Here is a 19,610-nt window from a genome sequence, read left to right on the forward strand (position 1 = left end):
ATTGGAACAAAGATATTACCATCCAAGTTCCAATATTTTTTTTATTAAGATTGAAGGTCTAACTCCATCTGTACATCTACCCGATCATAACCAGGATTAGTAATTTCAGTATGCTTAAATCCTAGTTTTTCATACAGTTTTATAGCAGGTACCAATATGGAATTGGTTTCCAGGAATACTTTTTTTGCCTTTAGTTCTCTAGCTTTCTCAACAAGAGCATGCCCAAGAAGATACCCGATTTTCTTCCCCTGTGCTTTAGGACTTACTGCCATTTTTGACAGTTCAAAAGCAAGAGGTTCTTCATGAGCTCTTACCAAGGCACAAGTTCCTACTGGTTCGCCATTCAACAAAGCAAAAGCAATATATCCTCCCTTATTTATAATCTGTTCTTCTGGATTATCCAGCAACTTATAATCACTGGGCTCCATAACAAAAAATGTTTTGATCCATTCCTCATTTAAGGCTCTGAAAGCTTCTTTATACTGAGGTTCGTAGGCTATAATTTTTACTTCATTATTGTTATCATTCATCGCTTTAGGTTTATTAAATTCTGTTTTTTATCATTTTTCCCAGTTTTTCCAGATCGCTTTCTACACGGTCTGTCCATTCCAGGGCATAGTTTAATCGCATACAGTTTTGATACTGGTTGTATTGTGAGAACATTCTTCCCGGAGCAAAATTCAGTTTCTGGCTTACTGCTTCATCATACAAATCTTCTGTACATATTCTTTTGTCAAGTTCCAGCCACAGCATAAATCCGCCTTTTGGTTCCGAAATTTTGGTATTATCCGGAAAATACTGCATCACAGACTTCTGAATCTGCAAATAATTGGCATACAGCTTCTTTCTGAACATTCTTAAGTGATGATCATAGCGGCCATGTTCCAGGAAATCAGCAATCACATCAGAAAATAAGGATGGGCTTGATACAGTTTGCACCAACTTCTGACGTATAATTTTTTCTTTAAATTTTCCCGGAGCCACCCAGCCTACACGAAAGCCAGGTGCTAGAGTTTTAGACACCGAACCTACCCACATTACAATTCCGGCTTCATCATAAAATTTACATGGTTTTGGTCTTCCCGCTCCGAAATAAATATTTCCGTATACGTCATCTTCCACCAAAGGAACATTATGCTCAGTAAGCATTTTTACCAGTTCTTTCTTATTTTCATCCGGCATCTGAAAGCCCAACGGGTTATTATAATTTACTACAAAACAGCAGGCAGAAAGCTTTGGAAGCACTTTTTTTAAGGCATTCAAATCTACTCCTGTAATTGGATGCGTAGGAATTTCCACCGCTTTCAATCCCAACAGCTGAATGGCCTGAAGAATTCCAAAATACACAGGACTTTCCACAGCTACAGAATCTCCTGGTTGAGTAACGGCCATCAGACAATTGTAGACTCCGTTCATCGCACCGGAAGTAATCACCAGATCATCTTCTGTAATTTTCCCTTCCATCACTATAGACCACTTCGCAATTTCTCTACGGAGCTTTTCGCTTCCCTGTACAGGTTCATAATTGGTTCCGCTGTCGTGTTTCCCTTTGATCACATTAATCATGCATTTCTTCATCTGGGCAACAGGAAGAAGGCTTTTTCCAGGAATTCCAAGAGCAAACTGTGTGACATCTGTTCCTGCAATAGATCCAAACACCTTCCCGACAAGATCTTCCGGGCTGTTCTTCACTTCTGAAACATTCATCTTTGCCACAGAAGGCAATGCTAATTTTCGTTGAGAAGTCTGGCTCACATAATATCCATATTTAGGCTTTGATTCCACAAGGGAACGGCTCTCCAACTCCATATAAGCCTGTTTAACAGTATTTAAGCTAACATTATATAGTTTCTGAGCACTTCTTAATGAAGGCAGCCTGTCCCCAAACTGCAGCGTCTCACTTTTGATCTGCTCAGTAACTGAATTCGCTATTTTAAGGTAAAGAACATCTTTAGGCATCGATCACTGTTTTAAGTAAATGTACAACTTTATCCCTTTGGGACTATTGGTTTAACCAAGTAACCATCCTGTAAATACTGTTTTTAAGCTGTTCTGGATTGCGAAAATTAGGGCCATTATTCTTTTTAAAATAGCTTTCCACTCTTTTAATAAAACTGTTCTTTTCTAGATTCTGAACTCCTGCTTTATCATAGATTTTAAAATCAATACTCCCTTTTTCACTAATAACCAGACTTGCAAAGGCAATAATTTCAGATTTCTTTTTTGCCAACAGAAAAGGAACCCCAAAGCCCGAGCTTACTTTTCCTGTATTCTGTACCTGCAGAAATATATTTTTTAGCACCAACATGTCTGAAATATAGACTTCTGCATATTGAAGCTGCTCCTGATATTGAATATTGGTTTCCATAGTATTCTTCTTAACAGAGCAAAATTATGGAGTCTTTAAGTTTGGACACAGATACAGAAGTATAGAATATTATGGGTACAGAATTTATTAATTCATTGTATATAAATAATATAAAAAGATTCCGGTCAAAGCGGCTTGTAACACTCTTTTCAAAACATCTATCTTTGTAAAAAAGATTAGAAAGAGATGAGCTTCTTTGGAACGAACATTAAGAAAATAAGACAGGTTAAAGGTTTGAGCCAAAAGACATTTGCTGATTTACTTGATTTAAACAGAGGCGTGATCAGTTCTTATGAAGAAGGCCGTGCAGAACCAAAGATTGAAACCATACTAAAGGTAGCCAGTCATTTTAATCTTAACCTGGAAAAACTCCTCACCGAAGAACTTCAGGAAAGTCATCTGGCCAATGTTTCAGAAACCAATCAACTGATGCTTTTCCCGGAATTGGAAGCGACTGGAGAAAAAGAAGCGGAAAGTCTAAGAATGAATACCTCGGAAAGCAATGCTATCCTTCAAAAAATACGGGCATCCGTAGATCTCATCTATGAATTTACTCCCGAAAAGAAACCCCTTTCTCCATACTATTACGGAGACATTTTATTTCTAAATAAGGCTGATCTTAAAAAGGATTCTTCCTGTCATCTGCTTGAGTATTCCAATAACAGTTTACAGTATGCTACAGCTTCAAGCGATCAGAATCTTTATAAAATTGTGGGCCATGTCTCTACTGCTGAGAAGAATATTTTCATTGATATCTTTGAAAGGCTGGAAAGGCTGGAAAAAACAATTAAAAACTAATTTTTTACTACAATACTTGCAGATAAAAATATCATTATAAAAGCTCCTTACAATAAAAAGTAAGGGGCTTTTTTCAAAATATGATTTTCCTTGACACAGGATAATATAAAAACAAAAAACCCTCCGTATTCAAAATACAGAGGGTTTTGTACCCCAGACGGGACTTGAACCCGTACGTCCTTGCGGACACAGGATTTTAAGTCCTGCGTGTCTACCAGTTCCACCACCAGGGCCGGTGTGTGGTACGAAAAAAGGACTTGAAAACAAATCCTTTTCGTATTGTGCGGATGAAGGGACTCGAACCCCCACGCCTCACAGCACCAGATCCTAAGTCTGGCGTGGCTACCAATTACACCACATCCGCTAGTTATATTGCTCTGCCACCGCAGATACAATCGATAATTCTTACAAATATAAGAAATTTATTTAAAAGATCACTCTCTCTATTAAAACAAAAAACCCTCCGTAAAGATACAGAGGGCTTTGTACCCCAGACGGGACTTGAACCCGTACGTCCTTGCGGACACAGGATTTTAAGTCCTGCGTGTCTACCAGTTCCACCACCAGGGCATGGTGTGGAGCGAAAAACGGGATTCGAACCCGCGACCCCAACCTTGGCAAGGTTGTGCTCTACCAGCTGAGCTATTTTCGCATAGTGCGGATGAAGGGACTCGAACCCCCACGCCTCACGGCACCAGATCCTAAGTCTGGCGTGGCTACCAATTACACCACATCCGCTGGTTTTTTAATATTGTAAGTTTTTAAAGAGCTTGCTTCGTTTTTGTGAGTGCAAATATAGGACAATTTCCTTTACCTCCAAACTTTTTCCAGAAAAAAATTAAAATTTCCAGATTTTTTTTCTGCGGCACCTATTATTACATTTCATTTTCTTACTTTTACAACGTTAATAATTACAATATGGAATTACAAGGAACGGTAAAGAAACTTTTTGAAACTCAAACATTTGCAAGTGGATTTCAAAAAAGAGAATTGGTTATCTTAACCCAGGAACAGTATCCACAGCCGATAAACATAGAATTTTTATCTGATAAAATTAGTTTGTTAGATAACCTTAAAGAAGGTGAAAACGTAAAAATAGGAATCAACATCAGAGGTAGAGAATGGGTTTCTCCACAAGGTGAAACGAAGTACTTCAACTCTATTACAGGATGGAGAGTAGAGAAAGTTTTTGACAATGGATCTGAACCTACTCAGGCTATGCCTCAGCAATCAGCTTCTCCTGTTTCTAACGAGAATCCGTTTGCCGGAGATGACGATGATGATTTACCTTTCTAATTGAAGAATTAAAATCAAATATAAATCCTGCTTTCTTAAAAGTGGGATTTTTTTTCTAAAAAATGGTCCGACTAGACGAAAACGAGATTTCATTTCCTGATCCGGAAGTGTATGATGGACATGATGGGCTTATTGCCTATGGTGGAGATCTGTCTATAGAACGCATTTGGTTCGCTTATCAGCTAGGAATTTTCCCGTGGTACAATCCGGGAGAGGAAATTCTATGGTGGTGCCCGGACCCGAGATTTGTTTTAGTACCAGATGAAATAAAAATTTCCAAATCAATGAGAAAGATATTAAACAGGAATGTTTTTACTTTCTCGGAGAACAAAAATTTCAGAGAGGTTATTAAAAACTGTCAGCAAGCTCAACGGAAAGGACAATCCGGAACATGGCTTTCCGATGAACTGATGAATTCTTTTATCAAACTTCATGAATATGGCCTTGCCAGAAGTATTGAAGTATGGCAGGATGGAGAGCTTGTAGGTGGTTTTTACGGTTTACAGATTGGAAATGTTTTCTGCGGTGAGAGTATGTTTGCGAAAGTCAGTAATGCCTCAAAAGCAGGATTTATTCATTTTGTGGAAAGCAACAGAGATCAGATCGAATTAATTGACTGTCAATCTCATACCGACCACCTGGAGAGTTTGGGAGCAAAAATGATTGCTAAGAAAGAGTTTTTAAAAATCTTACACGAAAACAATGAACGCAGATAAAGAAAAATGGCTTCTTCTGGCTACCCTAAGCATTATTTGGGGATCTTCTTTTATTTTGATCAAAAAGTCACTGGATCATTTTAATCCGTATCAGGTAGGATCACTCAGAGTGCTTATTGCCGGTATTATTTTGCTTCCGGTTGCCATTTCTAATTATAAATTTTTTCCGAAAAAACACATAAAGTGGCTTATTTTGGCTGCACTTACCGGAAATTTTATCCCTATGTTCCTTTTTCCGATTGCAGAAAAAGAGATATCCAGCAGTATTGCGGGAATCATTAACTCAATGATGCCCATTTTCGTCATTATTGTAGGTGCATTGGTATGGAAGTTTGAAACTACGAAAAAACAGATTATAGGAGTACTTATAAGCTTTACAGGAGTCTGTATTCTCGCTTTTGGTGGTGGTGATAGTGGTGAACTTAAGATCATACCAATACTATTGCTATTATTAGCCACTTTATGCTACGCTCTCAGTACAACAACCGTGAAATCGAAATTAATGGACGTTTCATCCATCGTTTTATCTTCCTTTATATTTTCATTTGTTTTATTATTTCCTTCTATTATTGCACTTACGAGTACGGGATTCTTTTCTGAATTCAGTTTTTCAAAGGACAATATGCTTGGATTAATGTTTGTAAGTTTACTTTCCATTTTCGGAACCGGGCTTGCAATGACGATGAATTATAGACTATTAAAGGTTTCCACTCCTCTTTTTGCCTCAACCGTTACTCTTATCATGCCTATTGTAGCTATTATTTGGGGGATAATTGACGGTGAAAAGCTAAGTATTATGCAATTTGTAGGGGCAGGAATTATTATAGCTGGATTGATATTTCTGAGAAGTAATCCGAAAAAATAGATTGAAGATAGGAAGCTGGAAGAGGGAGGCTGGAAGTCACTATTAGTCATATAATTAAAAGGTTACTTACTATAACTATTTCGGTATTATTTTAACGCAGAGTTCGCAGAGGTTTTAATAAAAAATGGAAAAATTTCGTTCGCAAAGGCGTTTCACTTAGCGATGGTCACCTTCTTAGCTGAACGAAGTGCCTTCGCGAACGAAAAATATCCATACAGCTTTGTACTTCTTTGTGTATTCTTAGCGTTAAAAATAATAGTATTTCAGTTTGGAAAAGTCAAAGGAAGACTTATAACTTTCTTTTAGCTTCAGATTTATAATACCTTTTTTATCAATAAAAAAGCCTGCATTTCTGCAGGCTTTTCTATTATTTAGGGTACGTTTAGTTCTTTTTCTTCACTTTACTCACTTTCACCTTTTTTACTTCTTCTTTGATGAAAGGATATTTCTTTTGCATATCCTTAACCAGAGACGGATCCAGATCTAAAGCTTTCTGAAGGGATTCTATTCCTTTATCCTGATCTTTAAGGTTGAAAAAACAGTTGCTTAGCTGATAATACAACTCTGCTCTGTTATGATGCTTTATGGCAGCATTTAAAACAGTAACAGCTTCTTCATATTCCCCTACAAGCATCAGAACTTCTGAATAGGCATACCAGTTGTAAAATCTTGATGGTTCTGCATCTACCAGTTTTTTAAGACAGGAAAGGCTTTCTTCAAATTTTCCTGAATCAATGAACAGAAATGCTAATCTTTTTTGATAATCAAGATTATTTTCATTCAGCTGGGTTGCTTCTCTTGCAAAATAAAGGGCTTCAGACATTCCACCCATTTCTTCGTATAAATAAGACTGTTCCATCATGGCCAGATAGAACTGAGGGTCTTCTCTCAACGATTTTTGAAATGAGTTTAAAGCTAAAATAGGTTGCTTTAATGCTTTATTACACAATCCGATTTTATAGAAAGTAAACGCCTTGGTATATTCCAGTTCAAGCATTTCCTCATAAGTTTCAATGGCTTTCTGGTATTGTCCTAAAGCTTCATAACAAGCTGCTTTATTGGCATATACTCCTACAGAATTTGAATTGATGGCTAATAAATAATCATATCCTTTTATCGCTTCATCAAAGTTCTTTCTGTTGAAATAGAATTGTCCGTATTCAAACCATGCGGTTTCGGAATAAGGAAATTCATCTAAATATTCATTAAGAAAGGCAATCGCCTCCTCGCTCTTATTCAGATCACTGAAGCACACCATTGCATTTTCCAACGAATACTCATCGGTAGGATCTTCTTTAAGTGCTTTTCTGTAATGTTTAAGAGCGTTAAAAGGGTCTCCCAGATTTACATACTCGTCTGCAATAAAGTTGTGAAGGAAGTTTTCTTCTTCCTCCAGCGTAAGGGCTTTTTTACAGATTTCAATGGATTTTCTAGGGTTACCCAGACTCGAATAATACTTGGCATAGCAAACTAAAAAGTCTGTATTCTCCATAGAAGAACCTTTCAGCTCATCAATAAGATCTTTTGCCGTATTATATTCTTCCCACTCCAGAAGAATTTCAAGTCTTTTGATCTTGATATCTAATGAATTGGGGTGAAGCTTCAGTCCATAATTAACGGCCATATCAGCGTAATTAAAATCACCCAGCTCCAAATAATAAACAATGATATCTTCCAACTCCTCGGTATCGAAGTAGAATTCGTCATTATTTTCCATCATTTCTTCGAACTTTTTTACAAGTTCATTTCCAAAATACTCTTCCAATAGTGTCCTCTTCGTCGGCCCAATGCCTGAATTTACTTACAGACCTCGGCAAACTTTATTAATTAATAATATATCTGAAACTGATATTCAAATATTTATGCAAAGTTGCAACTTTTTTTTGAATTTTCCAGTTCATAAATTTCTATTATAAAAATAGTAAAAAAGAAAACCGATAAAAGGATTGTGGATAAAAAAAGGAAATTGGGGTTAAATTCTTACTACCAGCTTTTTCCTGTTTGTATCTCCGCATTCCAGGCAGCTTCGATATTTTTTATATCAACATTTTCTGTTTCTATTTTTATTTTTCCTTCTACGGCAGCCTGAAACATTTCAGGAATAATTTCTGAAAACAACAATGCTGATTCTTGTTTTGTCCAGCTTCCTAACCCTGATCCTGAAATCTGAATATCTGTTGCCCTGAGAATTTGTGACGATAATTGGATGTTGTCTCCACTCATTCCGCCAATAGTGATCAGTTTTGTTTTGTGGGAAAATGTTCCGTCTCCTTTCAATGCAGATAAAATCATTTCCACAGAATGGCCCCAGATATAATCGATAATAATATCAATGGGACTTTCATGATGAATCTCTTTTATTCTATTTTTAAAATCTTCGTCATTTAAATGTAGTGAGACAGCCTCATCCGCTCCCAGTTCACGAAGTGCATGCAGAGATTCTTCGTTTCTTCCGGTGACAATAATTTTTGAGGCTCCATATACTTTCGCAATCTGTACAGCAATTCTGCCCGTAATTCCTGTAGCTCCATTAACCAGAACAACATTTCCGGGCTGTATTCCTGCTTTGAACTTTAATGCCATTGCTGATCCCATTACTGCATTGGGAAGGGCTGCGGCTATTAAGAAATCAAGATCTTCGGGAATAGGTACTATCATTTGTAGATTGGCTACTGCTTTTTCTGCAACGGTTCCTTTTTTACTGAAAAAATACACTTTTGATCCGTCTTCAAGATATCCTACTCCGTCGGAACCTATAACAGTTGGCTTATGGATTTCATTTTCAGTAGAATAATGTTTTCCACTTGCCCTTGCTTTATCAAGATTTTTGATGGATGCTGCTTTTACAGCGACCAATACTTCGCTTTCATTTGATATTTCCGGTTCTGGAAAATCTGCATATTGAGGAGTGCTTCCTGTTTCAAATACTACTGCTGCTTTCATTGCTTTAAATTTTTATACAAAATTATAAGTTGAAAGAGCGGCAGGACGATAACATTTGTTATCAGTTTGAAGACGATGGAAGCTGGAAGCGGGAGGATGGAAGTTATTTAAGTTGATAATTACAAACAAGGGATTTTAAAACGCCAGGTTCGCTAAGCTCCTTAATGATTATGCTTATAAAGAAACATCCTGCTTCCAGCTTCCTGCCTTAAGAAAGTTTTTCTTTCAGTATTTTACTCTTTATCCTACTGAGATGCACTGTTGTGATTCCCAAATAAGAAGCGATATAATGCTGGGGAACTCTTTTGATAATTTCAGGTTTTTGCTGAGCAAGCTGGAGATAACGCTGTTGTGGAGTATCTTTTATGAATGAAAAAAATGTTTCATATAATCGAAGATTCTCTCAAAAAGGGCGTCCATAAAAAAGGTTCTCATTTCAGGGTTTTCATATACTTCTTCCAGAAATGCTTCTACATCAGGCTTTTTAATCTTATATAAAATACAGGATTCTACCGTTTCAAAGGAGACCATGCTGGGAAGGCCTTTTTTAAAGCTTTCCAGAGAAGAAAACATTGTATTTTCCAGGAAAAACTGGAATGTAACATCTTTACCATCATTATTATACCAAGCTCTTACAATTCCTTTTTCCAGATAGAAGGCATTATTGGACACATCTCCTTCGTTTAGAAGCAGGGTTTTAGCAGGAACTTCTATTCTTTCAAAGCTGCTTATAAACTTTTTCCATTTCTCTTTGGGAAAAGGAAATTTGTTTTTTATGTGTTCAAACATTCTAGTATAAAAAAAGAACGGAACAAGTCCGTTCTTATATATATTTAAATTAAAGTTTTAATCTTAGCAATGATATCATCTCCTAATTTATCTGCTTCTTCCTGAGATTTAGCTTCTGTATAAATTCTGATGATAGGTTCTGTATTGGATTTTCTAAGGTGAACCCAGTCGTTTTCAAAGTCTATTTTAACACCATCCACGGTAGAAACTTCTTCGTTTTCATATTCTTTCTCCATTTTGCTTAAGATTGCATCTACATCAATTTCCGGAGTCAGTTCTATTTTCTTTTTCCCCATGAAATAGCTTGGATATCCTGCTCTTAATTCAGAAACGGTTTTATTTTCCTTTGCTAAATGAGTTAAGAATAATGCCACACCTACTAAAGAGTCTCTTCCGTAGTGAAGATCAGGGTAGATAATTCCTCCGTTTCCTTCTCCTCCAATTACAGCATTTTTCTCTTTCATTAAAGTTACTACATTCACTTCTCCTACTGCACTGGCAAAGTACTCTGAGTTGTGAGACTGAGCAACGTCTCTCAAAGCGCGGCTTGAAGAAAGGTTAGAAATTGCTGCACCATTTTTATTTTTCAACAGATAATCTGCAACGGCAACTAAAGTATATTCTTCACCGAACATTTCTCCTTTTTCATCAATAAGGGCTAATCTGTCTACATCCGGATCTACTACAACTCCAAGATCTGCATTTTCTTTTTTTACCAACTCACAGATATCTCCTAAATGTTCTTTTAAAGGTTCAGGATTGTGAGGGAAATGACCTGTTGGGTCACAGTATAATTTAACGGTTTCGCAACCTAATTTATCTAATAACATTGGAATGGCGATTCCTCCTGTAGAGTTTACAGCATCCAATACCACTTTGAAGTTTTTTGCTTTAATAGCTTCAGCGTCTACCATTGGTAAATCAAGAATCTGCTGAATATGGATATCAAAAGCATCGTCTCTTGTTTCGTATTTTCCAAGATCATCTACTTCTGCATAGTTGAAATCTTCACTTTCTGCTAAAGCAAGAACTTCTGCTCCGTTTTCACCCGTGATGAATTCTCCTTTTTCGTTTAAAAGTTTAAGCGCATTCCATTGTTTTGGATTGTGAGACGCCGTAAGAATAATTCCTCCGTCTGCTTTTAACTCAGGAACCATTACTTCAACGGTAGGTGTTGTAGAAAGGCCTAAATCAACCACGTTGATTCCTAATCCCTGTAATGTAGCTGTAACCAGTGAAGAAACCATTTGTCCTGAGATTCTGGCATCTCTTCCGATGATTAGGGTTAAGTCTTTTTTATTTTTATTATTCTGAAGCCATGTTCCGAATGCGGAAGCGAATTTTACCACGTCAAGAGGCGTTAAGTTATCATTTACTTTACCTCCAATGGTTCCGCGAATTCCCGAAATAGATTTTATTAACGACATTCTGTTTTTATTTCTAATTGATTAGTGTAATTTTTTATGCGAAACAAAGATACTTAAAAAGACAGTCCTCTTATAAAACCGGGATCTTTTTTTGAATTTTATCATAAGTATTTTTGACTACTCTGGGTGGTGCAAAACGATAACCAACATATAACAAACCGTATACACTGTTATTCTGTACCACCTGACTTCGGGTTTGATTATAGGCATAGGCACTGAAATTCATTTTCCCGCCAAACAGAAACCTATCCGTATTGTATCCTACATGCAGGCCTCCTTCCATTCTTAAGGTCAGATATTGGGCATTTGTTCTTGTGCCGTCACCCTGAACATTTCGGTATGTAGAAAATTTCCCACCAAGTCCAAGTGCTAAATAGGGTGCAATATTTACGTTTTTTCCCAATACCCAATTGTAGAAATAACCCATATTGGCTCCAATTTTATATTGGGTCTCTTTTAGACTCTGTTCTTCTACTTTATTTCTGAAAATAGTAAGATCATAATCAAGAAATGGAATCCAGCTGCCACTACTCTTCTTTTGCCATTCTCCCTGAGTGTAGATGCTTCTTGCGGAAAAATCTTTATTGAGAACATAAGAAGTAGACCCTCCAAAACTTTGTACTCTAAGGTCAGGAAACTGGGTGTAGGGATCTCCTTCTTTCCAATCCGGAAAGACCTCTTTCATATTTTCAATGTAGAAGCCTTTGACATTCTTGTAATAAAGAGTCTGAATAATTCTTTTGGGGAAAAATCTGAAACTGAAGTCTGTATAAGAACTGTTTCCTTTCAGATCGTTGTCTTGATTTCCTTCAAAAAATTTGGGTGCAAAGGATAAAGTGGCACTTATAATCCTATAATCAATGGATAGTGAAACTTTTGTCTTATTGTTGATAGAGAAAATCTGCTGCTTTGCATTTTCCTTCTCTCCTTCTGTAAAAATATAGCTTTCAATATTGGTATCCAGATTGGCCCGAATCATCACCTGATCTGCATAAGACTTAATATTTGTGGTATCTTTCTGTGCATTGACCTGAATGGCCAACAAAGAAAACAATACAACAATTCCTACCCTTATAAGATTCAATCTGAATATTTTAAATTAAAAAAATGAAAATACTACATTTTTTTTAATTTACCATTGAAATCTATGTTAAGAACAGCCGCAGTCTTTATCACACCCCGATCTTTTAGAATCGAACTTACTGGGTGCAAAATTCTTTTTAAGCACCTTGAATAAGGAGTAGCAGGCAAATGCCACTATTAATGCAATCAGTACGTATTGAAAAATTAATGAAGTATCCATTACTTTAAAATTTGATATACTATCATCGACACAAAATATGCCAAACCTGTCATCATAGCCACCTGAAAGCCTGTCCATTTCCAGCTTTTGGTTTCTCTATAAACTACTGCCAGTGTAGAAACACACTGCATTGCAAATGCATAGAAAAGAAGAACTGAAATTCCTGTTGCAAAGCTGAAGACTTTTTCTCCGTTTGGCTTTACATCTCTTCTCATTTTATCAATCACTTTTACTTCCGGAGCATCATCTTCAAGGCTATAAAGCGTTGACATGGTACCTACGAATACTTCTCTTGCTACAAAGCTGGTAAGGATTCCTACTCCCATTTTCCAGTCGTAACCCAATGGTTCTATTATGGGTTCTATTCCTTTCCCCATTTTAGCTAGGTAAGAATGATCCAAATGAACATCTGAAGCTACAAACTCATCTGCCTTTTGTCTAGGTCCGAAATAGCTTAATACCCAGATAATAATACTTACAATGAAAATTATTTTCCCTGCTCCGGTAATGAAATCCCATACTTTACCTAAAACCATTTTAAGATCATATCCGAAAAGTGGCTTTTTATAAGCAGGAAGGTCCATTACTAAATAGGTTTTCCCTTTATCTTTAATAAATCTCTTAAGAATAGCTGCAGAGAATAATGCTACCAGAAATCCTAACAGGTACATCCCCATCAGTACCAGAGCTTTATATTTTATTCCTAAAAATGATCCCTCTGAAATAATCAGCCCAATAATGATGCTGTATACTGGAAGTCTTGCAGAACACGTCATGAATGGCGTTACCAATATCGTCAACAATCTTTCTTTAACGTTCTCTATATTTCTTGTGGAAATAACTGCTGGAATTGCACACGCTGTTCCTGAAACAAGGGGAACAATACTTTTCCCGTTCAGTCCAAAAGGACGTAACAGCCTATCCATCAGGAAGACCACTCTTGCCATATATCCGGAATCTTCCAACAGATAAAGGAAATACAGAAGAATACCAATCTGCGGGGCAAACACTACAATCCCTCCGATTCCCGGAACAATTCCGTTAGATATCAGAGAATTGATTGGCCCTTCCGGAAGATGCTCGCTGGTAAATGCTGCTAACCATGAGAAAGATTCTTCAATCCAGTTCATCGGATATTCTGCCAGGAAGAAAACACTTTGAAATATGATTAATAAAATCAATAAGAAAACCACATATCCCCAGAATTTATGAACTAAAACTTTATCCAGCTTTTCCGTTAACAATTCTTTGAACTGAGGCTTTTTGGAGATCACATTCTCCAGTATTTTATCTACATTCTGGTATCTTCTAACCGTTTCCTGAACCTGTAATCTTTTTGGAACCAAGCTCTTAGCTTCAGATTCATTAATCTGATCCATTACAGATTCTATTTTACCAAGATCTGTCCCCATTGAAAGGCTCATCCAGGCTTTATATTCATTATCAAATCCTTTATGAGATACTAATTTCTGAATAAAATCTCTGTGTTCGTTCGGTGTTTCAAAAGATGCTTTATCTGTTTTTACAAAATCACTGTTATATACAGCTTCTTTCACTTCATTGATCCCAATCTGCTCCTTGGCATTGGTCTGGATAATTTTAATCCCCAATGCTTCTGAAAACTTCTGAATATCTATGGTGATACCTCTTCTTTCCGCCTGGTCAATCTGATTGACGATCAGAATCATCGGAATCCCAAGATCCTGAATCTGCTGGAATAGAAGAAGACCTCTCTTTAAACTTAATGCTTCAAGAATATAAACAACGCCTGCGTAGTTTTTCTGCTCATCAAGAAGGTATTTTGAGAAAATAGCTTCATCTTCTGAGCTCGGATAAACGCTGTAAGAACCCGGAAGGTCAATCACTTCAACGTCTTCATTCTTATGTGTATAGTTTCCCGAATGGCTTGCAACGGTAACTCCTGCATAGTTTCCGGTTTTCTGCTTTTTATTACAAAGTGCATTAAAAACCGTTGATTTCCCTACGTTAGGATTCCCAACTAAAAGTATCTGTTTTTTCTTGTTTGCCTGCATTAATTCAATTCTTCAACAATGATATAATCTCCTTCTTCCTCACGAAGAGCAATCCGGCTTTTCTCTGCTCCAAATTCCACATACATTGGTCCATTAAACGGAGCCTGGTACAAAATTCTGAAAATGGTCTCCGGAAGGAGTCCCATTTCAATGATTTTATTGGGCATTTTCAGATGGTCATTATCATATCCCAATATCTTTCCCATTTTGTTTTTAGGAAATCCACTTAATTTATGTAATTGTTTCTCTTTCAAAGCCCTGATTTTTTTGTAGTGCAAATATACGCTATTTAAATTTAATCTAAATAACGTTCCGCCTATAAAAAAACCAACCCAAATACATTACTGTACCTGGGTTGATTCGGAATATAATTTAGTTGATATGAAGCTTATTTTTTCTTTTTATCTGAAGAAGGCTGTTCTTTTTCAATTGGATTATCGTTGGCATTAAAATAATCCTTGGTCATTTTTTCCTGTCTTTTAAGGGCATCACCAATGGTTACATCAGATCCCGGCATTTTCATATTCATCATTTCCGGAGACACTCTTTGACGGATTTCTGCCATAGGGTCCTGTTTAAAGCTTGCGTAGGCTTTCTCAAATTTCTCTTTTGTAGTAGGTGTTACGGTATTGGAAATACCATATTTAGCATTGATCTTATCTGAATAGGATAGCTCATCATAATTTGCTATCTTTTTATTACCACTCAACATCCATGAGTAGTTCTTTTCATCATCTTCAATCTTAACAATTAAGCCTGGAAGTCCATAAAATTTATACGGACCATCCTGAAAAGGAATATCTGAGCTGAACCATGCTGTCCATTTTCTGCCACCATATTCTGTAGTTGCTTTCTGAGTATTGTATTCTCCTATTTTCTGCTTTTCCGGCTGAATATTCCAGGTAAATTTAATGGGATCATCATATCCAAATAAATTCATGCTTACTCTATCAATATACTGCTCTTTCATTTCCGGATACGTTTTTACAATCTTGTAAGCGAACTTAGGCATTCTGATGAGCTTTGAAATATCTTTCCAGGTTTTTGCTTTTTCCATTTCCTCTACCGCCACCTTGATAATGGAATCCTGTGAAGGAATGGTATAATCCTGATAAATAGATTTTTTTGGAGTAATATCCAAAATCGTAATCAGCTTATCCAGCTTGGCAGAATCCTTTTTGGGCTTAAAGGTTAGCTCATAAAAGAAGCGGTTAGCCGTTTCTTTAGTATCCTGAGCATTCGCAAAGGCAAAAAGAGTGATAAGAAAAATTGAAAATAGCTTTTTCATTCCTCAAGTTTTAATAATTAGTAATCACTTTTGAAAGTTTGTTACAGTTTTTTTTCATTTTTTTTAAGATGGTATGAAAGCAAAGGGAATGGAAGCAAATATTAACTACCCAATTATTTCTTGTATTGAAAAATTATGATTCTCTTAAAACATTTTCAGTTTTAAAAGTTTTAACTTTAATTCTCTCAAAAACAAAATATTATGGATACTTTATCACAATTTAAAAATGAGCTGGAAGCTGAATACCAGACGACCAGAAAATTCTTTGAAACTTATCCTGACGAAAAAAATGACTATGCCCCTCATGAAAAAAGTATGAAAATGCTACCTCTTGCCACTCATATTGCAGAAATCTTTGAGTGGCCCAATACCATGCTCAGCACTTCAGAACTTGATTTTGCCAGCGGGGATTATCAGCCCAAGCAACTTTCTACCAGAGAAGATCTTCTTAAAACTCTGGATCAGAATTTTAAATCAGGGAAAGAAGCACTGGAAAAAGCCCAAGAGAGCGATCTTACAGCGAGCTGGGCATTGAAAAACAATGGTGAAGAACTGGCAAAATGGTCTAAATATGAATCTATTCGTCATGCTCTGAACCAAATTACTCATCACAGAGCACAATTAGGAGTTTATTACAGGATTAATAACATTCCTTTACCTGGAAGTTATGGCCCTTCTGCTGATCATCAGGCTTTTTAATCAATTGCTATATATCTCAACAAAAACCAATCCGTTCGGATTGGTTTTTTGTATTATTTAAAGTTGAATTTTACGGTAAACATGACTTGGCTAGGACGGAGCTGCATTGTTGTCTGCTCAATAGTTGCATCTTTTACGCTTACTCTTTCAAATACTTTTCTGTCTGCTATATTCATCCACTTCAGTTCGAAATCAACTTTTTTCTTAGTCCAGCTGAACTGATAGGATACATCAAAAAATCCATTGTTGAACTTTGTATCTCCAAGCTTCGAATTAATCTGATCCCAATAGAAACCAATAGTATGACTTTCCAAGGATAGAAGAATACATTTAAGTTATGACTGTAACTTTCACTTTTTCCTAAGTTTCCTATAGTATAAATATTAGATTGTTTATTCCATGACTTTGTCATATTGAAATCTACACTCATCCAGGAGAAATAGGTATTATTAAACTTGAAACCAAGCGTATTTCCTTCTGTTTTGGTATCAATTAAATCATTATTCCTTTTCATCTGTGATTTTGATACTGCATTATTATAGGAAAATGAAGCATTGGTTTTAAAACTTGGAAAATATTTCCCAATTTCTGCATAATAGCTATTATTTGTCCTTTTATTTTCACGTTCAATGTATTCAATAACACTAAACCCTGACTGGTTGACTATACTTGAAGCTAATAAGTTATTTTTAGCATCACTTAATCTGTAACCTACATTAAAGAAAAGATTATTCAGTGGGTTCCTGTATTCCAGCCTTACTCCTCCAGTTTTTGTAGTAGTCTGAGGGATTGGATTTTTAGGGTCCATTACACTAAACCCTCCCGGGCTGGTTAAAATATATCCGGCATAGGCTGTCTGAATATCTCCAAAATTATTATTTATCCCCCCACTTACACTTGCTTTAAAGAAAGAGGCAAAAGAATATTGAGCGAAAATATTAGGGGTAAATGTTACTTTATTTAAAGATTTTGAAACATTTCTGAAAGCATCTTCAGCTTTAATACTGTTAAAATTTACCGGAAAACTCGAAAATAAGCTCCATGCATCAGATTTATAATTAATTCCCAGAGAAGCAGTTGGATTAACTTTTGTGAATTTTAAATTATTTTCGTAAGCCAGAGTATTGAAATCAGGTTTGTTATCCACTGTAACTGCATCAAAATTGGTGGTTAACTTATCTGTGGAAAAGTCAATTCCAACTTGTGGAGTGAAAGTCCATCCTTTTGTTGTAAAACTTATATTCGCAGAATGTGAAGTATCTAAGCTCTTAATTTTAAAGCTTTGTAAAGCGGTACTTCCAGGTGTAAATTTAATTGTTGTAAACGGATCATCAGCTGATTCTCTATAAGGAAACTGTAAATAATTAGCCGGAGAAATTTCCAATACCTGTTTATCATTTTGATAGCTGATATATGATTTAAAATTAACCATTTTTTCTTTCCAGGGAATAATGGTACTCAGGGAGTTCTGAAATGAAGAAGTAGGTGACTGTAATGCTTCATTTCCAATTAAACCGCCTCTTTCTGCCAAAGCCCTGTCTGCGTTCCAAAACTGAGAAAATGTAGTGGTATTTTTAAAAAATCCCTTTTTGGCATTTTTAGTAAATATCAATTCTCCTTTTAACTTATCGGTATAAAAATTATTCAGAAATCTTGTATTAAACTGCGTTCCCTGTTGAATATCCCTTGTTAATGTATTTGACTCTCTTTCTACAGCATTATTTGTATAATTGGCATTGGCCTTTAACTCCCATTCTTTTTTCTTGTCAATATTGGTAAGATAATTAGCTGAAAGATAATGTACGCTGTTCAATAAGTATCTCTTTACAGGAAGATTAGGTGTTTCAGCATTTTCAACATTTAGCCAGTTATTCTGGGATATATTGGATCTTTTCCCTTCCCATCCGCTTCCGAATGCCAGAATATTTCCCTCATTTTCCACCTGCTCGCCCATATTATTGGTTTTGTAATTAACTACCCATTGGCTTTTCTGCCCGAAAAACATAGGAGTCAATTTTACATTCCAAAGCCATGGTTCACCAAAACCTGTTCCTACTTCACCACGACCGGTCATCGTGACAGAGTTCTTAAGTTTAATATTGATAGCCGCCTGATCTGAAGGCACTTTATCTTGAAGAATCTTCACCGGCTGATGGTTTTCAAGAACTTCCACTTTTTGTACAGCATCTTTTGGAAGTGAGTTGTTGATGGTTCCATAACCACCTTCCATAAGGTCTTTACCATTAACGTAGAACTTATTGATTGCATTCCCCTGATAGAGAATGGTGCCATCTGTATTAACTTCAATCCCGGGGATTTTCCTCATTACATCGGCCAGGGTTCTGTCATTTTTACTGTTAAATGCCTTAAGATCATAGGAAATGGTATCCCCTCTTGCGGTGATCATTTTGGTTTTCAGCTGTACTTCCTTAATTTCTGTGGCTTCAGACTGCATTTTAAAATTCAGGGTCTGATCACTGTTGTTGATCTGTTTTGTAAGCGGTTTTTGATTAAAAGCTTTTACTTTAAGATCTACATTAGATTCCGAAGAGGTAAAGGTTACTTTATACTCTCCTTTGGAGTTGGTAATTCCATAAGCAAGAATAGCATCTTTCCCGGGTTCTTCAATGGTTACACTTGCACTTGGTATGGCTACCCCGTCATCATCTGTAATTTTTCCGGAAATTGTTTTCTGTGCAAAGGTAAATACCGCTATAAAGAGCATCAGAAATAAGGAAATATTTTTTTTCATATTCGTTATTTGAATAATTAGTTAATCATTGTAGTTTTTCGTTACACTTTTTTTAAAGATATATTTTTAAGCAAAAAGTTAAATCCTATCACTATAAAAATAGTTATTATGTGTGCTTTCTCAAGATTCCTCACTAATTGTTTAAAAATTATACTTTTCTATTTGATTAAGAGAAAACAAAATATAAGTTTTCAGTATTTAAAATCACTGACCTATTGAATAATTAAAAAATTAATCCATTTATAATCAATCGATTAAAAATAAATTTCAAAAAATGAACCTTTTTTTCAGATAAAAAATATTCTTATGAGAACTTCTTTCAAAAATAAAATT

16 protein-coding genes, 5 tRNA genes and 1 pseudogene are annotated in these 19,610 nt (G+C 36.0%); 5 read left to right on the forward strand and 17 right to left on the reverse strand.

Annotated elements, in window-relative coordinates; genetic code table 11:
- Window positions 1-44: 44 nt before the first annotated feature.
- Genes BOQ64_RS16580 through BOQ64_RS16590 form a run of 3 tightly spaced genes read right to left on the reverse strand, consistent with a single transcriptional unit; the run spans window position 45 to window position 2,368 of the window.
- Window positions 45-530: a GNAT family N-acetyltransferase gene (locus tag BOQ64_RS16580; RefSeq protein ID WP_129058857.1), complete on the reverse strand. Its 486-nt coding sequence runs from the start codon at window positions 528-530 to the stop codon at window positions 45-47.
- Between the two features lie 13 nt (window positions 531-543).
- Window positions 544-1,959 (reverse strand): PLP-dependent aminotransferase family protein, encoded by a 1,416-nt coding sequence (locus tag BOQ64_RS16585; protein WP_129058858.1) that lies wholly within the window; start codon window positions 1,957-1,959, stop codon window positions 544-546.
- A 43-nt stretch (window positions 1,960-2,002) separates the two neighbouring features.
- Window positions 2,003-2,368, reverse strand: a complete 366-nt coding sequence (locus tag BOQ64_RS16590) for a hypothetical protein (protein ID WP_129058859.1) — start codon at window positions 2,366-2,368, stop codon at window positions 2,003-2,005.
- 186 nt (window positions 2,369-2,554) lie between these two features.
- Here BOQ64_RS16590 and BOQ64_RS16595 point away from each other — a divergent pair, with 186 nt between their 5' ends.
- Window positions 2,555-3,166: a helix-turn-helix domain-containing protein gene (locus BOQ64_RS16595; RefSeq protein ID WP_129058860.1), complete on the forward strand. Its 612-nt coding sequence runs from the start codon at window positions 2,555-2,557 to the stop codon at window positions 3,164-3,166.
- A gap of 149 nt (window positions 3,167-3,315) precedes the next feature.
- On the opposite strand, the gene BOQ64_RS16600 is transcribed toward BOQ64_RS16595, so the two are convergent.
- The 5 genes from BOQ64_RS16600 to BOQ64_RS16620 form a co-directional block, all read right to left on the reverse strand.
- Window positions 3,316-3,399: transfer RNA gene (locus BOQ64_RS16600), tRNA-Leu, on the reverse strand.
- 49 nt (window positions 3,400-3,448) lie between these two features.
- Window positions 3,449-3,530, reverse strand: a tRNA-Leu gene (locus BOQ64_RS16605).
- A gap of 122 nt (window positions 3,531-3,652) precedes the next feature.
- Window positions 3,653-3,736 (reverse strand) — tRNA-Leu (locus BOQ64_RS16610).
- A gap of 6 nt (window positions 3,737-3,742) precedes the next feature.
- Window positions 3,743-3,818: transfer RNA gene (locus BOQ64_RS16615), tRNA-Gly, on the reverse strand.
- Between the two features lie 4 nt (window positions 3,819-3,822).
- A tRNA-Leu gene (locus BOQ64_RS16620) sits at window positions 3,823-3,904 on the reverse strand.
- 180 nt (window positions 3,905-4,084) lie between these two features.
- On the opposite strand from BOQ64_RS16620, the gene BOQ64_RS16625 reads away from it, so the two are divergent.
- From BOQ64_RS16625 to BOQ64_RS16635, 3 genes are all read left to right on the forward strand, one after another.
- Complete coding sequence (locus BOQ64_RS16625) at window positions 4,085-4,462, forward strand: DUF3127 domain-containing protein (RefSeq protein ID WP_065395975.1); 378 nt, start codon at window positions 4,085-4,087, stop codon at window positions 4,460-4,462.
- Between the two features lie 62 nt (window positions 4,463-4,524).
- Entirely contained in the window at window positions 4,525-5,178 is a 654-nt protein-coding gene (aat, locus tag BOQ64_RS16630; RefSeq protein ID WP_129058861.1) for a leucyl/phenylalanyl-tRNA--protein transferase, read from the forward strand.
- Window positions 5,165-6,043 (forward strand): DMT family transporter, encoded by an 879-nt coding sequence (locus BOQ64_RS16635; protein WP_129058862.1) that lies wholly within the window; start codon window positions 5,165-5,167, stop codon window positions 6,041-6,043. Before aat ends, BOQ64_RS16635 begins: the two co-directional genes overlap by 14 nt.
- Window positions 6,044-6,425: 382 nt before the next feature.
- Here the strand turns inward: BOQ64_RS16635 and BOQ64_RS16640 are convergent, their stop codons facing one another.
- From BOQ64_RS16640 to BOQ64_RS16675, 8 genes are all read right to left on the reverse strand, one after another.
- The gene (locus BOQ64_RS16640; RefSeq protein WP_129058863.1) at window positions 6,426-7,808 is read right to left on the reverse strand and encodes a tetratricopeptide repeat protein; all 1,383 of its coding nucleotides are present in this window, start codon (window positions 7,806-7,808) and stop codon (window positions 6,426-6,428) included.
- Between the two features lie 218 nt (window positions 7,809-8,026).
- A complete protein-coding gene (locus BOQ64_RS16645; RefSeq protein WP_129059764.1) occupies window positions 8,027-8,986 on the reverse strand; it encodes a zinc-binding alcohol dehydrogenase family protein in 960 nt (319 codons plus the stop codon).
- Window positions 8,987-9,349: 363 nt separating this feature from the next.
- Entirely contained in the window at window positions 9,350-9,775 is a 426-nt protein-coding gene (locus tag BOQ64_RS16650; protein ID WP_228448434.1) for a Crp/Fnr family transcriptional regulator, read from the reverse strand.
- Window positions 9,776-9,819: 44 nt separating this feature from the next.
- Window positions 9,820-11,202, reverse strand: a complete 1,383-nt coding sequence (glmM, locus tag BOQ64_RS16655) for a phosphoglucosamine mutase (RefSeq protein WP_129058866.1) — start codon at window positions 11,200-11,202, stop codon at window positions 9,820-9,822.
- A 70-nt stretch (window positions 11,203-11,272) separates the two neighbouring features.
- Window positions 11,273-12,286: a DUF4421 family protein gene (locus BOQ64_RS16660; RefSeq protein ID WP_129058867.1), complete on the reverse strand. Its 1,014-nt coding sequence runs from the start codon at window positions 12,284-12,286 to the stop codon at window positions 11,273-11,275.
- A 218-nt stretch (window positions 12,287-12,504) separates the two neighbouring features.
- On the reverse strand, window positions 12,505-14,538 hold the full coding sequence (gene feoB, locus BOQ64_RS16665) for a ferrous iron transport protein B (RefSeq protein WP_129058868.1): 2,034 nt from the start codon (window positions 14,536-14,538) through the stop codon (window positions 12,505-12,507).
- On the reverse strand, window positions 14,538-14,792 hold the full coding sequence (locus BOQ64_RS16670) for a ferrous iron transport protein A (RefSeq protein ID WP_129058869.1): 255 nt from the start codon (window positions 14,790-14,792) through the stop codon (window positions 14,538-14,540). The genes feoB and BOQ64_RS16670 overlap by 1 nt, the downstream gene beginning before the upstream one ends.
- A 134-nt stretch (window positions 14,793-14,926) precedes the next feature.
- On the reverse strand, window positions 14,927-15,826 hold the full coding sequence (locus tag BOQ64_RS16675) for a GLPGLI family protein (RefSeq protein ID WP_129058870.1): 900 nt from the start codon (window positions 15,824-15,826) through the stop codon (window positions 14,927-14,929).
- A gap of 201 nt (window positions 15,827-16,027) precedes the next feature.
- Here BOQ64_RS16675 and BOQ64_RS16680 point away from each other — a divergent pair, with 201 nt between their 5' ends.
- A complete protein-coding gene (locus BOQ64_RS16680; protein ID WP_129058871.1) occupies window positions 16,028-16,525 on the forward strand; it encodes a DinB family protein in 498 nt (165 codons plus the stop codon).
- 53 nt (window positions 16,526-16,578) lie between these two features.
- On the opposite strand, the pseudogene BOQ64_RS16685 reads toward BOQ64_RS16680, so the two are convergent.
- Window positions 16,579-19,277, reverse strand: a pseudogene (locus BOQ64_RS16685) (hypothetical protein).
- Window positions 19,278-19,610: the final 333 nt, after the last annotated feature.

It is taken from the genome of Chryseobacterium sp. CH25, from assembly GCF_004119455.1.
Lineage (GTDB): Bacteria > Bacteroidota > Bacteroidia > Flavobacteriales > Weeksellaceae > Chryseobacterium.